Source organism: Pseudonocardia nematodicida (assembly GCF_040105385.1).
GTDB classification, from domain to species: domain Bacteria; phylum Actinomycetota; class Actinomycetes; order Mycobacteriales; family Pseudonocardiaceae; genus Pseudonocardia; species Pseudonocardia nematodicida.
In genome coordinates, this window is sequence record NZ_JBEDNQ010000004.1 from 46808 (window position 1) to 60753 (window position 13946).

The 13946-nt window shown below is 73.0% G+C and carries 19 protein-coding genes; 13 read left to right on the forward strand and 6 right to left on the reverse strand.

Annotated elements, in window-relative coordinates; genetic code table 11:
• Nucleotides 1–14 precede the first annotated feature (14 nt).
• The 4 genes from WIS52_RS10625 (at nt 15) to phoU (WIS52_RS10640) (ending at nt 2863) form a co-directional block, all read left to right on the forward strand.
• Complete coding sequence (locus WIS52_RS10625; protein ID WP_349298008.1) at nt 15–1082, forward strand: LCP family protein; 1068 nt, start codon at nt 15–17, stop codon at nt 1080–1082.
• A 103-nt stretch (nt 1083–1185) separates the two neighbouring features.
• A complete protein-coding gene (phoU, locus tag WIS52_RS10630; protein ID WP_349298009.1) occupies nt 1186–1842 on the forward strand; it encodes a phosphate signaling complex protein PhoU in 657 nt (218 codons plus the stop codon).
• Between the two features lie 123 nt (nt 1843–1965).
• Nucleotides 1966–2133: a dodecin domain-containing protein gene (locus tag WIS52_RS10635; RefSeq protein WP_349298010.1), complete on the forward strand. Its 168-nt coding sequence runs from the start codon at nt 1966–1968 to the stop codon at nt 2131–2133.
• Nucleotides 2134–2203: 70 nt separating this feature from the next.
• The gene (gene phoU, locus WIS52_RS10640; protein ID WP_349298011.1) at nt 2204–2863 is read left to right on the forward strand and encodes a phosphate signaling complex protein PhoU; all 660 of its coding nucleotides are present in this window, start codon (nt 2204–2206) and stop codon (nt 2861–2863) included.
• A 57-nt stretch (nt 2864–2920) separates the two neighbouring features.
• Here the strand turns inward: phoU (WIS52_RS10640) and pstB are convergent, their stop codons facing one another.
• From pstB to WIS52_RS10670, 6 genes are all read right to left on the reverse strand, one after another.
• A complete protein-coding gene (gene pstB, locus WIS52_RS10645) occupies nt 2921–3700 on the reverse strand; it encodes a phosphate ABC transporter ATP-binding protein PstB (protein ID WP_349298012.1) in 780 nt (259 codons plus the stop codon).
• Nucleotides 3701–3712: 12 nt separating this feature from the next.
• Nucleotides 3713–4825: a phosphate ABC transporter permease PstA gene (pstA, locus tag WIS52_RS10650; protein ID WP_349298013.1), complete on the reverse strand. Its 1113-nt coding sequence runs from the start codon at nt 4823–4825 to the stop codon at nt 3713–3715.
• A 1-nt stretch (nt 4826) separates the two neighbouring features.
• Entirely contained in the window at nt 4827–5774 is a 948-nt protein-coding gene (gene pstC, locus WIS52_RS10655; protein WP_349298014.1) for a phosphate ABC transporter permease subunit PstC, read from the reverse strand.
• Nucleotides 5775–5905: 131 nt separating this feature from the next.
• Nucleotides 5906–7003, reverse strand: coding sequence for a phosphate ABC transporter substrate-binding protein PstS (gene pstS, locus WIS52_RS10660; RefSeq protein WP_349298437.1), 1098 nt, complete (start codon nt 7001–7003; stop codon nt 5906–5908).
• 210 nt (nt 7004–7213) lie between these two features.
• Nucleotides 7214–8101 (reverse strand): mycothiol synthase, encoded by an 888-nt coding sequence (gene mshD, locus WIS52_RS10665; RefSeq protein ID WP_349298015.1) that lies wholly within the window; start codon nt 8099–8101, stop codon nt 7214–7216.
• 46 nt (nt 8102–8147) lie between these two features.
• Complete coding sequence (locus WIS52_RS10670; protein ID WP_349298016.1) at nt 8148–8957, reverse strand: winged helix-turn-helix transcriptional regulator; 810 nt, start codon at nt 8955–8957, stop codon at nt 8148–8150.
• Between the two features lie 214 nt (nt 8958–9171).
• Here WIS52_RS10670 and WIS52_RS10675 point away from each other — a divergent pair, with 214 nt between their 5' ends.
• From WIS52_RS10675 to WIS52_RS10710, 9 genes are all read left to right on the forward strand, one after another.
• Nucleotides 9172–9990 (forward strand): LmeA family phospholipid-binding protein, encoded by an 819-nt coding sequence (locus tag WIS52_RS10675; RefSeq protein ID WP_349298017.1) that lies wholly within the window; start codon nt 9172–9174, stop codon nt 9988–9990.
• A gap of 90 nt (nt 9991–10080) precedes the next feature.
• Nucleotides 10081–10155 (forward strand): putative leader peptide, encoded by a 75-nt coding sequence (locus WIS52_RS31685; protein ID WP_379611677.1) that lies wholly within the window; start codon nt 10081–10083, stop codon nt 10153–10155.
• 69 nt (nt 10156–10224) lie between these two features.
• A complete protein-coding gene (locus tag WIS52_RS10680; protein WP_349298018.1) occupies nt 10225–10365 on the forward strand; it encodes a hypothetical protein in 141 nt (46 codons plus the stop codon).
• Between the two features lie 46 nt (nt 10366–10411).
• Nucleotides 10412–11248, forward strand: a complete 837-nt coding sequence (locus WIS52_RS10685; RefSeq protein WP_349298019.1) for a sulfurtransferase — start codon at nt 10412–10414, stop codon at nt 11246–11248.
• 2 nt (nt 11249–11250) lie between these two features.
• Nucleotides 11251–11550 carry a DUF1416 domain-containing protein gene (locus WIS52_RS10690; protein ID WP_349298020.1) on the forward strand — a complete coding sequence of 100 codons (300 nt, stop codon included), beginning with the start codon at nt 11251–11253 and terminating at the stop codon, nt 11548–11550.
• Nucleotides 11551–11651: 101 nt separating this feature from the next.
• Nucleotides 11652–11831 carry a hypothetical protein gene (locus tag WIS52_RS10695; protein WP_349298021.1) on the forward strand — a complete coding sequence of 60 codons (180 nt, stop codon included), beginning with the start codon at nt 11652–11654 and terminating at the stop codon, nt 11829–11831.
• Nucleotide 11832: 1 nt separating this feature from the next.
• Complete coding sequence (locus WIS52_RS10700) at nt 11833–12459, forward strand: heme-binding beta-barrel domain-containing protein (protein ID WP_379611654.1); 627 nt, start codon at nt 11833–11835, stop codon at nt 12457–12459.
• Between the two features lie 10 nt (nt 12460–12469).
• The gene (locus tag WIS52_RS10705) at nt 12470–13081 is read left to right on the forward strand and encodes a 5-oxoprolinase subunit B family protein (RefSeq protein ID WP_349298022.1); all 612 of its coding nucleotides are present in this window, start codon (nt 12470–12472) and stop codon (nt 13079–13081) included.
• Nucleotides 13078–13944, forward strand: a complete 867-nt coding sequence (locus WIS52_RS10710) for a 5-oxoprolinase subunit C family protein (protein WP_349298023.1) — start codon at nt 13078–13080, stop codon at nt 13942–13944. Before WIS52_RS10705 ends, WIS52_RS10710 begins: the two co-directional genes overlap by 4 nt.
• The last annotated feature ends 2 nt before the right edge of the window (nt 13945–13946 follow it).

A 13946-nucleotide genomic window follows, 5' to 3' on the forward strand; every position in this document is an offset into this window, starting at 1 on the left:
GCCCCTGGTCCGGCATGCGGCCGTGGCGGATCGTCGCCGCGGCGGCGGCCGTCCTCGTACTGACCGGCACCGCGTTCGGCTTCAGCGGGCGCAGCGTGGTCCACGACGGCGTCCGCGAGGTCGCCGCGCTCTCCCCCGACTCGGACTCCGTCTCCGACGCCGCGGCCCAGGCCGGTGACCGGAACGTGCTCGTCGTCGGCCTGCAGGCCGACCGCGAGGAGGTCCCGGAGCCGGCCCGCACCGACACCGCCGTGCTGCTGCACCAGCCGGCGGGGGGCGGACCGGCCGTCGCGCTGTCGCTGCCCGCCACGCTGGAGGTCGCCCGGCCGCCCTGCGCGCGCTGGGACCCCGGGACCAGCCGGTACGGCGAGACCGTCCCCGCCGAGTCGCGCACCCCGCTCGCGGCCGCCTACGACGTCGGCGGTCCCGCCTGCACCGTCGGCGTCGTGCAGCAGCTCACCGGGATGCCGGTGCGCGGGTTCGTCGCGTTCGACCTGGCCGGCACCCCGGACCTGGTCGGCGCCGTCGGCGGGATCGAGGTGTGCACCGAGCGGCCGGTGGTCGACCCGGTGCTGGGACCGATCGTCGAGACGGCCGGCACCGTCGGCCTGGACGGGCTGGCGGCCATCCGCTTCGCCGCCGCGACCGCGACCGCCGACACCTCGCCCGCCGACCGGGTGCAGCGCCAGCAGCGGGTGCTGGCCGCCGCGCTCGGCGACGCGCTGTCCGCCGGCACGCTGCTCACCCCGGGCGCCGCCGGCCGGGCCGCGGAGGGCCTGTCGGACGCCGTCGTGGCGGACGGCGTCGACGCGGGCGAGATCCTCACCGTCGCCCGGGGCCTGAGCGGTGCCGGTACCGCCACGGACGCCGGCCCCCGCCTCCTCCCGGTGCCGGTGGCCGACGGCCCCAACACGCGCGGCCACCTCGAGCTGCAGCGCACCGAGGCCCGGCAGCTGTTCTCGGCGCTGCGGGAGAAGGAGCCGCTGCCCGGGCCGTCCGGCGCGGAGGACGACGCGTCCGCGGCCGGCCCGCCGGTCGTGGACGGTCCCGGACCGGACGACGACGTCGCCGGGTGCTCCTGACACCGATCCGCCCACGGCCCGGAGAGCCTGCGTCGCACAGCGTTCATGATTGGTTCACCTCCTACGGCTGAACTGTGACGCGCCCGGCTCTAGGCTCGTGGGTATGCGCGACACCTACCAGGAGCAGCTGGACGAGCTCGCCTCCGGCCTGGCCGGCATGTGCGACGCCGTCGCCCACGCCATGGAGCGCGCCACGCGGTCCCTGCTGGAGGCGGACCTGCAGCTGGCCGAACAGGTCATCTCCGAGGACATCCGGATCGACGACGTCCGTGCCTCCGCCGAGCACCAGGCCTTCGGACTGCTCGCGCTGCAGGCCCCGGTCGCGACCGACCTGCGCGTCGTCGTCGCCGCCATCCACGGCGCCGGGGACATCGAGCGCATGGGCGACCTCGCCCTGCACGTCGCGCAGGCCGCGCGACGGCGGCACCCGCAGGCGGTCGTCCCGGACGAGATCAAGCCGTACTTCGCCGAGATGGGCCGGGTCGGTGTCGCCCTCGCGGAGAAGGCGGGCCGGGTGATCCGCTCCCGCGACCTCGAGACCGCTGCCGAGCTCGAGGCCGACGACGACGCGATGGACGACCTGCACCAGCACATGTTCACCGTGCTGATGGACCGGAACTGGACGCACGGGGTGTCGGCCGCCGTCGACGTGGCCCTGCTCGCGCGGTTCTACGAGCGTTACGCTGATCACGCCGTGGCCGTCGCCCGCCGCATCGTGTATGTCGTGACCGGCCAGATGCCCGGTCCGCTCGCCGTCTGAACGGCCCAGTCCGGTCCGGCGAACATACGTGCCGGTCGGTGAGCGGTGTCCGGATCGGGTTTGGCACGAATGCGATGGGGGCACTTCTGCCCCATGGAGCATTCGGGCTGTGTCGTCACCGAGGTGATCGGCACGTCGAACGACAGCGTCGAGGACGCGATCCGGAACGGGATGGACCGGGTCAGCCAGGCGCTCGAGTGGTTCGAGGTCACCGGTGTCCGTTCGACCGTGCTGGGCTCGACCGAGCGCTTCCAGGTGGATCTGCGCCTGGGTGTCCGCGCCGCCGCGTGAGAAGTCCGTTCATCAACCGTTCACCGGACCCCGGCCGAGCCGCTCCGACGCCGCACCTAAGGTTCCAGCCATGCGCAGGGAGACGCTGGACGACAACCTGACGCAGTTGCAGTCCATGCTCGACGAGATGGCCCCGCTGGTGGCCGCCGCGTTCCGCAACGCCTCGACCGCGTTGCTCGAGGACCGGCACCGGCTGGCCGAGCAGGTCGTCGCCCGCGACCCCATCATCGACGGCCACCGCGCCGCCATCGAGCTGCTGGCCGTCGAGACCATGAACCTGCACCAGCCCGTGGTGGCGCCGCTCCGCTCGGTCGTCACCGCGCTGCGCTGCGCCCAAGCGCTCGAGCGGATGGGCGACCTGGCCCGGCACATCGCCGAGGCGGTCGCGCGCACCGGGGACGGGTCGGCGATCCCGCCCGAGGCGCATGCGCTGTTCACCGAGTACGGCGCCCGGGTCGCCGCCATGGGCGACAAGGCCGTCACCGTGCTCCGCACCCGCAACGTGGTGCTGGCCTGCGAGCTCGAGACCGACGACGACGCCGTCGACGAGGTCCACCGCCAGGTCTTCGAGCTGATGTTCGGCGCGGACTGGACCGCCGGGGTGCCGGCGGCGGTCGACCTCGCGCTGCTGGCCCGGTTCCACGAGCGGTTCGCCGACCACACCGTGCACCTGGCCTCGCACGTCGTCTACGCGGTCACCGGCAGTACCCCCGAGGAGATCGCGCTGTAGACGCACGACGGCCCCGGAACCGCGAGGGCTCCGGGGCCGGTCGTACCGGAAGGACGCTCAGCCGAACCGGCCGGACACGTAGTCCTCGGTGGCCTTCTGCCTCGGCTGCGAGAAGATCGTCTTGGTCTCGTCGAGCTCGACCAGCTTGCCCGGCTTGCCGGTGCCCTCGATGTTGAAGAACCCGGTGAAGTCGCTGACCCGCGCCGCCTGCTGCATGTTGTGGGTCACGATCACGATCGTGTAGTCGTTCTTCAGCTCGTTGATGAGGTCCTCGATCGCCAGGGTGGAGATCGGGTCCAGCGCCGAGCACGGCTCGTCCATCAGCAGCACGTCCGGGCGCACCGCGATCGCGCGGGCGATGCACAGCCGCTGCTGCTGGCCGCCGGACAGGCCCGAGCCGGGCTTCTCCAGCCGGTCCTTGACCTCGTTCCAGAGGTTGGCCCCGCGCAGCGAGCGCTCGACGGTCTCGTCGAACTCCTTCTTCGAGGCCCGCTTGTTGTTGAGCTTCATGCCCGCGATCACGTTGTCGTAGATCGACATCGTGGGGAACGGGTTCGGCCGCTGGAACACCATCCCGATCTGCCGGCGGACGCCGACCGGGTCGACGTTCGCCCCGTAGAGGTCCTGGCCGTCCAGCTCGAGGCGGCCCTCGACGCGCGCGCCGGGGATGACCTCGTGCATCCGGTTGATCGACCGGAGGTAGGTCGACTTCCCGCAGCCGGACGGGCCGATCAGGGCCGTCACCGACTTCGGCTTGATGGTCATGTTGACGCCCTCGACGGCGAGGAACGACCCGTAGTAGATGTTCAGGTCCTTGGCTTCGACGCTCTTTCCCATGGCGACGCAGTCCTATCGGGTCTTGGGGGCGAAGTAGCGGGAGATCAGCCTGGCGATGATGTTCAACACCATCACGATGACCATCAGTACCAGGGCCGCGGTCCACGCACGGTCGATGAAGGGCTCACGCGGCACGCCCGGCACCGCGTAGGAGTAGTAGGAGAAGACCGGCAGGGTCGCCATCCGGCCGTCGAACGGGTTGAGGTTCACCCCGGTCGCCAGGCCGACGGTGACCAGCAGCGGCGCGGTCTCCCCGATCACGCGGGCGATCGCCAGCGTGATGCCGGTGGCGATGCCGCCGGCGGTGGTCGGGATGACGACCTTGAGGATCGTCCGCCACTTCGGCACGCCGAGCGCGAACGAGGCCTCGCGCAGCTCGTTCGGGACGATCTTGAGCATCTCCTCGGTGGCCCGCACCACGATCGGGATCATCAGCACGGTCAGCGCCACCGCACCGACGAAGCCGAACCGCACCCCGGGGCCGAGGAGCAGCGCGAACAGCGCGTAGGCGAACAGGCCGGCGACGATCGACGGGATGCCCGTCATGACGTCGACGAAGAAGGTGATCGCCCGGGCGAGCCGGCCGCCGTGGCCGTACTCGACCAGGTAGATCGCGGTCAGCACGCCGACCGGGATCGACATCACCGCCGCGAGCGCGGTGATGATCAGGGTGCCCTGGATCGCGTGCAGCGCACCGCCGCCCTCACCGACGACGCCACGCATCGAGTTGGTGAAGAACTGGACGTCGAACCGCGCCCAGCCCGTCGAGACCACGGTCCAGAGCACGGAGGCCAGGGGGATCATGGCGAGCAGGAACGCACTGGTCACGATGACCGTCACGACCCGGTCGGCGGCGCGGCGGCCGCCTTCGACGGCCCGCGACACCAGCAGGGTGGCGACCGCGTAGACGACCACGGTCAGGAAGAGCCACAGCCCGATGCTGAAGCCGATCGCCGCGACCGCTCCGGCCGTGACGACGGCACACCCCGCGAGCAGGGCCGGCATCGCCCACCGCGGCAGGGTGCCCTTGCGGCGCAGCACCGCCGGAGTGGTGGCAGGGGCCTCGAGGCCGGTACCGGTCACGTTCTCGGCCTCGGTGCGGTTCCGTTCGGTTCCGGTGGACATCTCAGTTCGCTCCGGAGAAGTCGCGGCGGCGCTCGACGATGTAGCGGGCGAGCATGTTGACCAGCAGGGTGATCAGGAACAGCACCAGACCGGAGGCGATCAGTACGTTCACGCGCAGGCCGGAGGCCTCCGGGAACTGCAGCGCGATGTTCGCGGCGATCGTGGAGGGGTTCTGCGAGCTGATCAGGTTGAACGTCACGACGCCGGTCGCGGACAGGATGATGGCCACCGCCATCGTCTCGCCCAGCGCGCGTCCCAGTCCCAGCATCGCGCCGGAGATGATGCCGGACCGCCCGAACGGCAGCACGGCGAGACGGATCATCTCCCAGCGGGTGGCGCCGAGTGCCAGCGCCGCCTCCTCGTGCAGCTTGGGCGCCTGGAGGAACACCTCGCGGGTGACCGCGGTGATGATCGGCAGGATCATCACCGCCAGCACCAGGCCCACGACCAGCATCGTGCGGCCGGTCGCGGACGGGGGCCCGGCGAAGAACGGGATCCAGCCGAGGTTGTCGGCCAGCCAGGTCGTCAGCCCCAGCGAGAGCGGCGCCAGCGTCCACGCGCCCCACAGGCCGTAGACGATCGACGGGACCGCGGCCAGCAGGTCGACGATGTAGCTGAGCCCCTGGGCCAGCCGGCGGGGCGCGTAGTGGCTGATGAACAGCGCCACCGCGACCGCCAGCGGCGTCGCCACCACGAGCGCGATGACGGCGCTGAGCAGCGTGCCGAAGATCAGCGGGGCGACGTAGACGACGAGGCCGCCGGGAAGCTGCGACTCGTCGGCGGTGATCGCCGGGAAGGCCTCGATCAGCAGGAAGGCCGCGACCCCGGCGAGGACGACCAGGATCAGGATCCCGGCCCCCTTCGCGGAGCCGGCGAAGATGCGGTCCCCGAGCTGGCTGACCGGCTTGGCGGTCGTGGGCTCGGCGTCCGTGGAAGGCGCAGTGGTCACGATGATCCCTGTGGGTGCAAGGGGTGCGCTGGGCAGGGGTTCGAGGCGCCCGAAACCCCGGGCGGCGGCTCCATGATGACCACCGCCCGGGGTTCCTGGCTAGATGACATGCGACTCGGTCGGCCCGGTTCTCAGCCCGCGGCCGTGATGCCGTCGATCACCGGGGTGATCTGACCACGCAGCGTCTCGGACAGCGGAGCCGACCCCGCCGCCTGGGCGGCGGCCTGCTGACCCTCGTCGCTGACGACGTAGTCGAAGAAGGCCTTGGTGACGTCGGCCTGGGCCTGGTCGGAGTAGGTCTGGCACCCGATCAGGTACGACACCAGCACGATCGGGTAGGCGCCGCCCTCGGCGGTGCGGTTGAGGTCGAAGGCGAACGAGCCGTCGCCCTGGCCCTCGACCCGCTGCGACTCCTCGAGGATCTGCGCGGCGGCCTCCGGGGTCGCCTCGACGTCCTGGTCGCCGACCCGCAGCTTCGCGGTGCCGAGGTCGCCGGCCTGGCTGGCGTCGGCGTAGCCGATCGCGCCCTCGCCGGCACCGACGGCACCGACGACACCGGAGGTGCCCTGGGCGGCCTCGCCGCCCTGGATCGGCCAGTTGCCGTCCGGCTCCTCGGTCCACACGTCGCCGGCGGCGGCGCCGAGGAACTCGGTGAAGTTCTCGGTGGTGCCCGACTCGTCGGAGCGGTGCACCGGGGTGATCCCGGTGGCCGGCAGCTCGACGCCCGGGTTCTCGGCGGTGATCTCCGGCGCGTTCCAGGTGGTGATCGTGCCGTTGAAGATGCCGGCCATGGTCGCGGCCGACAGGTTCAGGTCGGCGACGCCCGGCAGGTTGTAGATGACCGCGATCGGCGAGACGTAGTTCGGGATCTCGATGATCTCGCCGCCGCAGCGCTCGCGGGCCTGCTCCAGCTGCTCGTCCTTGATGTAGGCGTCGGAGCCGGCGAACTGCGTGCCGCCCTCGACGAACTGGGTGCGGCCACCGCCGGAGCCCACCGGGTCGTAGTTGACGGTCGCGTCGGGGTTCGCCTCGTTGAACCCGGCGATCCAGGCCTGCATGGCCGCCTGCTGCGAGCTGGCACCGGCACCGGAGATGGTGCCGCTGACGCCGCCACCGGCAGCCTCGCCGCCACCCCCGCCCTCGTTCGCTGCACCGCACCCGGCCACGAACAGCGCACAGGTCGTCGCGACACCGACGGCCGCCAGACGCGCTCGGGGCGCACGCCGCATCGTCTTCACTGCAGTTCCTCCGTGAACGGTTCGATCAGTCCGGGTCGACGACCACGAGCGGGTCGTCCGGCGGCACACGCTAGGAGCCGCCGTTGGACGCAGGACCCACGCAAGATGAACGCAGCATGAACAGGCCGCCGATCGGGTGGACGATCGTCACACGTTCATCGTGTCGATCGACGCAACCTCGGCCCGGTCGGTGACAGATGGTCACCGCACGTAGTTGACGTCCGCCGCATACACGGTGAAACCGAGCCTCTCGTAGACACGCACCGCGGCCGCGTTGTCGGCCTCGACGTAGAGCAGGACCGTCTCCAGGCCGCGGTCCCGGAGGAGGTGCAGGCCGGCGAGCGTCAGCACCTTGCCCAGCCCCCGGCCGTGCGTGGCCGGGTCGACGCCGAGCACGTAGACCTCGCCCATCGCGGGCTCGTCGCCGGTGGCCGGGTGCACCTTCGTCCAGTGGTATCCCAGCATCGTCCCGGCGGGGTCGGTGGCGACGAGGAACCCCTCGGCGTCGAACCAGTCCTCCCCCGTCCGGGCGGCCAGCTCGCGGGAGGTCCAGCCGCCCTGCTCGGGGTGCCAGTCGAAGGCGGCGTTGTTGACGCGCAGGAACTCGTCGTCGTCGGCTCCCGGCCGGAACGCGCGCACGGTCACGCCGTCCGGGATCGCGAGGTCGGGCAGCGGCTCGGCGTCCGCACCGGCCAGCGGGCGGCGCATCTGCCAGAGCACCCGGTCCCGCCGGTAGCCGCGGCGCTCCCCCAGCGCGCGGGCGGCGTCGAGGTCGCCGTGCGCCCACAGGTGCGGCGACGCGGTCAGCCCCTCGAGGGCGGCGACCAGCGCGGACCCGACCCCGGCCCGCCGGACGCCGGGGTGCACGGCCAGTTCGGCGTACTCGCCGTCGAGCTGGGCGTAGCCGGTCACCGACGGCCCGCGCACCACGACGTGCCGGACGCCGTCGCGGGACGTCCCCGCGCGCACGCCCCGCAGGAACTGCTCGGACAGCGGTGCGGTGCCGTCCTCGGCGGCGGCTGCCGCGAGGACGTCGTGCACCGCGGCGACGGTGTCGGCATCGAGTTCGGTCAGCACCTGCGGGTCCACGCCCCGGACCCTAGTCAGCCGGGCTGATCCGCGTCGTCGGCACGACTCAGCGGGGGGAGAGCGCTCCCGGCCCGGGGTACCGCCCGGACGACGGCGCGGGCCGCGCCGACGGCGCGGAGTGTGCCGGACCGGCCGGTTCGGCCTCCGCGTCGGCGTCGGCGTCCGGGTCCGGCGGGGCGGTCAGCCCGCCGCGGGAGGGCCGGACGAACTTGTAGCCGACGTTGCGGACGGTGCCGATCATCTGCTCGTGCTCGCCGCCGAGCTTGGCGCGCAGCCGTCGCACGTGGACGTCGACCGTGCGGGTGCCACCGAAGAAGTCGTAGCCCCAGACCTCCTGCAGCAGCTGCGCCCGGGTGAACACCCGGCCGGCGTGCTGCGCGAGGTACTTGAGCAGCTCGAACTCCTTGTAGGTGAGCTCGAGGAGCCGCCCCTTGAGGCGGGCCGAGTAGGTGGCCTCGTCGATGACCAGCTCGCCGAGCACCAGCGCGCCGCCGCCGGACGACGACTCGGCGCCCGGGCGGGCGCGCAGCAGCCGCAGCCGCGCGTCGACCTCGGCCGGGCCGGTGTCGGGCAGGAGGATCTCGTCCACCACCCACTCACCGGACACGGCGACCAGGCCGCCCTCGTTCAGCACGGCGATCACGGGCACGTCGGTCCCCGTGCTGCCGAGCAGCCGGCACAGGCTGCGGGCGGCCACCAGGTCGCTGCGGGCGTCCACCAGGACCGCGTCGTGCGGGCCCGCGTCGAGCAGGGCGGCCACCTCGGGGGCGGCCGTCCGAACGTTGTGCGGCAGCAGGGACAGCGCGGGCAGTACCGCGCCCGCTTCCGGAGCCGTGGTCAGCAGGAGCAGTTCCATGGACTCCTCCTCTCGCGATACGCAGACGATACCGGCACGTCATCCGCCGGTCAGCAGGATCGCGATCCGCCTCACGCCCGCGGAGTCCGATCGTTATTCGCCCGTGCCCGGGCCCGCACCGCCGCGGGGGCCGGTGACCGGGCCGTTCGGCCCTGTCCCTACCGTCAGGGGGTCCCGTCCCCGCACCTGGGAGGCACCGCTGGTGGGAGGCACCGTGAGGCGCGTCCTGGCGGCCGCTCTGGCCGTCGTCGCCGTCGCCGTCCTCGTCGATCTCGGCACCGGCGCCGCGGCCGAGTCCTCGATCTCCCGGGCGATGCGGGACCACATGGACCTCCCCGAGGACCCCGCCGTGGACGTGACCGGGTTCTCGTTCCTGGCCCAGGCCGTCACCGGCCGCTACGGCACGGTCGAGGTCTCGATGGACCGGATGCCGATCGGGCCGCTGCGCACCCCCGAGGTGCGGGCCGAGCTGTACGGCGTGCGCGCCCCGCTGCCGGACCTGCTCGGGCCGGGACCGGCCCGGTTCCGGGCCGCCGCGGCCGAGGGGTCGGTCCGGATCCGGCCGGCCGACATCCGGCGGATGATCGACGACGACGGCGGACCGGCCGCGGACGTCGAGCGGCTCAGCGTGCAGGAGGTCGACGCGAACACGATCGAGACCGCCGTCCGCGCGGGCGGCGACCCCACGCTGCGCAACCTGGATCCCCGGTCCGCGGCCCGGTTCGTGGCGGAGATGCCGGTCGACGGGAGCGACACCGAGGTGGCGGTGCTGTCGGCACTCGTCGTGTCCGACGGTGTGCTGCGGATCGTGCCGCGCGACGTCCGGGAGCAGTACACCGACGAACCGGTACCGGACGCGGTGCGCGAGTCGCTGACCCACGCGCTGACGGTGACCCTCGACCCGGGCACGCTGCCGCTGGACGTGACGCCCACCACGGCCACCGTCCCGGAGTACAACATCCTGGAGATCTCCGGCGCGGTGCGGGACCTGGCCGTCGGCGAGTCCTCCCCCACCGCCCGCTCGGCGGGCTGACGCCCCCGTCGAGGCCGGGACGACGGCACCGGGCCGGCCGGTTCCGCGTACGGGTGCACGCACCCGCCCTGGTCGGTTACCCTCGCGACCGTGTACTGGCCGCTGACCCGACGCCGCACGGTCGATCTGTGCCGCCTCGCCGGCTGCCTCTGTCTCGACTCCTGACGCGCGCCCGGGCCGTCGCGGGAGACCGCGCACCGGCCGATCCACGGTCAACGCCCCAGGAGTCCTTCCATGTCCGTCACGGACCTCGGACCCGTGCGTAGCGAGCCCCGGCTCGACCCGCAGCGGGTCCGCTTCTCCGCCGCGCTCCTCACCGTCCTCCGGACCCTGGTCCGGGAGACGCGCGGCCGCGTGGCCCGCCCACGCCCCTAGTACCCCGTCCACTCACCACCTGCGACACATTCGGGAGAGATCGAACATGAGCCGCGAGGACGTCCTCGTCACCGCCGACTGGGCGGAGCAGAACCTGGAGACCGACGGGGTGGTGTTCCTCGAGGTCGACGAGGACACCACCGCCTACGACGGGGGCCACATCCCCGGCGCGGTCAAGGTGAACTGGACCGACGAGCTGCAGGACCCGGTCCGCCGCGACATCGTCACCAAGGAGCAGTTCGAGCAGCTGCTGTCGGCCAAGGGCGTGTCGAACGACGACAAGGTCGTGCTCTACGGCGGCAACAACAACTGGTTCGCCGCCTACGCCTACTGGGAGTTCAAGCTCTACGGCCACGGACGAGTCGTGCTGCTCGACGGCGGCCGCAAGAAGTGGGAGCTCGACGGCCGGACCCTGACCACCGACGTCAAGGACCGCGCCGCGACCTCCTACACCGCGAAGGACGCCGACACGTCCATCCGCGCCTTCCGCGACGAGGTCGTCGACGCGATCGAGAAGAAGAACCTGGTCGACGTCCGGTCGCCCGACGAGTTCTCCGGCAAGATCCTGGCCCCGGCCCACCTGCCCCAGGAGCAGTCGCAGCGCCCGGGCCACGTGCCGTCCGCGGTCAACATCCCGTGGTCGAAGGCTGCCAACGAGGACGGCACCTTCAAGTCGAACGAGGAGCTGGCCGCGCTGTACGGCGAGGCCGGCTACGACGAGAGCAAGGCGACCATCGCCTACTGCCGCATCGGTGAGCGCTCGAGCCACACCTGGGTGGTGCTGCACGAGCTGCTCGGCCACGCCGACGTCAAGAACTACGACGGCAGCTGGACCGAGTACGGCTCGCTGATCGGCGTGCCGATCGAGCTGGGAGCGAAGTAAGCATGTGTGGAGCCCCCGACCAGTCCCTGACCCTGCCCGCGGGCACGGACCTGTCGAAGGAGACCGTCCTCGCCGGGCGCGTCGTGGCCGGCGGCGAGCCGGTCGGCGGCGCGTTCGTGCGGCTGCTGGACGGCACCGGCGAGTTCACCGCGGAGGTCGTGTCCTCGGCCTCGGGTGACTTCCGGTTCTTCGCCGCCCCCGGCACCTGGACCGTCCGGGCGCTGTCGCGCTCCGGCAACGGGCAGTCCGAGCTCGTCGCCGACGGCCCCGGTCTGCACCAGGCCGAGGTCGCCGTCGCCTGAGCTCCGGACCGAACTCGCTGAAGGACCGAACGCCGCTCCGGACCTCGTGTCCGGGGCGGCGTTCGTCGTTCCCGGGCACCCCACGAGTAGGCTGGCGCGCCGTGCACTGGTTCTCCACCGGGCTGCTGATCGCCCTGTCCGCGGGGACCGCCGCCTGGGCCGGCTGGCTGCTCCGGCGCCTGTTCGTCGTCGAGCCGGCCGCGGTCCCCGCAGACCGCGCCGTGACATCCGACCGCACCGCGCCCGCCGGGCCCGCCGAAGACGACACCGAGGAGCCCTGACGTGACCCCGTCCGACGACGAGCTGCAGACCACGATCACCGGCCCGCGCAACGCCGCGCCGGACTCGCCGCAGCGCAACCGCCCCCGCTGGGACGACCTGCCGGTCCCCGACGACACCGCCAACCTGCGTCAGGGCCCCGACCTGGACGAGGCCTGTCTCGGGCTGCTCCCGCTGGTCGGTGTCTGGCGTGGCTCGGGCGAGATCGTCGACCCGGCCGTCGAGGGGGCCCGGACGTTCGCCCAGCAGCTGGTGTTCGCCCACGACGGGCGCCCGTTCCTGTCCTTCGAGTCCCGCGCCTGGCTGGTCGGGGAGGACGGCGCGATCGGCGAGCTGCTGGAGCGGGAGACCGGTTTCTGGCGGCCGCAGCCCGACGGCTCGCTGGAGGTCGTGATCGCCTCCAGCAACGGGCTGGCCGAGCTCTACTACGGACCGAAGGGCGACATGCGGTCCTGGCAGATCGAGTCCGACGCCGTGGCCCGCACCGGGACCGCGCGCGAGACGAGCGGGGCGAAGCGGCTCTACGGGCTGGTCAACCAGGGCGATCTGGCCTATGTGGACGAGCGGTCGCTGGACGGCGGCGAGGTCGTGCCGTACATGTCGGCCATGCTCAGCCGCGTCGCGGGCTGACGTCTCCGAGATGGAGCCCGTGGCGCGGCCCTGCGGTGGCCGGGCACTGCTGTTCGAGGTGACGTCGGCCACCGAGGTCGCGGCGGTCGTCGCGGCCGTCCGGGCCGCCGGGCTGCCCGAGGTGACCGAGCTCGTCCCGGCCGCGCGCACCGTGCTCGTCGAGGTGTCCGCGGGTGCCTCGCTCGATCGCGTCCGGGAGGCGGCGGCCGCCGCGGATCCCGCGGCCGGCACGTCGGGCACCGGCGAGCTGCACACCATCGGTGTCGTCTACGACGGCGAGGACCTCGAGCTGGTCGCGGCGACCGCCGGGATCTCCGCCGACGAGGTCGTCGCGCTGCACTCGGGGGCGGAGTACACGGTGGACTTCTGCGGGTTCGCGCCGGGATTCGGGTACCTGTCCGGCCTGCCGGAGCCGCTGCGGCAGCCGCGGCTGGAGAGCTCCCGCCCGGCGGTCCCGGCCGGCTCGGTCGGGATCGCGGACGTCTACAGCTGCGTCTACCCGCGCCGCTCACCGGGCGGGTGGCGGCTCATCGGGCGCACCGACACCGTCCTGTTCGACCCGGCCGCGGACCGGCCCGCGCTGCTCACCCCGGGTGACCGGGTGCGGTTCGAGGTCCGATGAGCGCGTTCCTGGACGTCCTCGCGTCCGGCCCGCAGGCGCTGGTCACCGACCACGGACGGGCGGGGAACGCGCACCTGGGCGTCCCGCCGTCGGGAGCGCTGGACCGGCCGGCGTTCGACCTGGGGAACCGGCTGGTCGGCAACGCGCCGGGCACCGCCGGGCTGGAGCTGCTCGGCGGCGGGCTGCGGGTGCGCGCCCGGGGCCCGCGGCTGGTCGCGGTGACCGGCGCGCCGGCCCCGGTGCGGGTCGACGGCCGGCCGGTCGGCTCGCACCACGCGGTCCGGGTCCCGGACGGCGCCGTCCTGGAGATCGGGACGCCGGTGGGCGGGCTGCGGGTGTACCTCGCGGTGGCCGGCGGGCTGGACGTCCCGGCCGCGCTCGGCAGCCGCAGCACCGACCTGCTGTCCGGGCTCGGTCCGGAGCCGGTCGCCGACGGCGACGCGCTGCCGGTCGGCCCGTGGACCGGCCCGGTACCGGAGTGCGGACCGGTCCCGGTGTCGCTGCCGCCGGCCACGATCCGGCTGCGGGTCCGGCTCGGGCCGCGCGACGACTGGTTCACCGACGCCGGTGCCGCCCTCGCCGGTCCGGTGTGGACCGTGTCGCCGACGGGGAACCGGATCGGGGTGCGCCTGGACGGCCCCGCGCCACCCCGGTGCCCGGACACCCGGGGCCGGGAGCTCCCCAGCGAGGCGATGGTCACCGGCGCCGTGCAGGCGCCGCCGGACGGCCCGCCGGTGGTGTTCCTCGCCGATCACCCGACCACCGGTGGCTACCCGGTGATCGGCGTCGTCGACCCCGCGGACCTGCCGCTGCTGGCCCAGGCCACCCCGGGCAGCGCCGTCCGCTTCACCGTCGACGCCTGAAC

Bases quoted from the DNA above. Each gene is read 5' to 3' on its own strand.
- WIS52_RS10625 (WP_349298008.1), top strand. From the start codon at position 15: ATGCGGCCGTGGCGGATCGTCGCCGCGGCGGCGGCCGTCCTCGTACTG.
- phoU (WP_349298009.1), top strand. From the start codon at position 1,186: ATGCGCGACACCTACCAGGAGCAGCTGGACGAGCTCGCCTCCGGCCTG.
- phoU (WP_349298011.1), top strand. From the start codon at position 2,204: ATGCGCAGGGAGACGCTGGACGACAACCTGACGCAGTTGCAGTCCATG.
- pstB (WP_349298012.1), bottom strand. From the start codon at position 3,700: ATGGGAAAGAGCGTCGAAGCCAAGGACCTGAACATCTACTACGGGTCG.
- pstA (WP_349298013.1), bottom strand. From the start codon at position 4,825: ATGTCCACCGGAACCGAACGGAACCGCACCGAGGCCGAGAACGTGACC.
- pstS (WP_349298437.1), bottom strand. From the start codon at position 7,003: ATGCGGCGTGCGCCCCGAGCGCGTCTGGCGGCCGTCGGTGTCGCGACG.
- WIS52_RS10670 (WP_349298016.1), bottom strand. From the start codon at position 8,957: ATGGAACTGCTCCTGCTGACCACGGCTCCGGAAGCGGGCGCGGTACTG.
- WIS52_RS10680 (WP_349298018.1), top strand. From the start codon at position 10,225: ATGTCCGTCACGGACCTCGGACCCGTGCGTAGCGAGCCCCGGCTCGAC.
- WIS52_RS10685 (WP_349298019.1), top strand. From the start codon at position 10,412: ATGAGCCGCGAGGACGTCCTCGTCACCGCCGACTGGGCGGAGCAGAAC.
- WIS52_RS10690 (WP_349298020.1), top strand. From the start codon at position 11,251: ATGTGTGGAGCCCCCGACCAGTCCCTGACCCTGCCCGCGGGCACGGAC.
- WIS52_RS10705 (WP_349298022.1), top strand. From the start codon at position 12,470: ATGGAGCCCGTGGCGCGGCCCTGCGGTGGCCGGGCACTGCTGTTCGAG.
- WIS52_RS10710 (WP_349298023.1), top strand. From the start codon at position 13,078: ATGAGCGCGTTCCTGGACGTCCTCGCGTCCGGCCCGCAGGCGCTGGTC.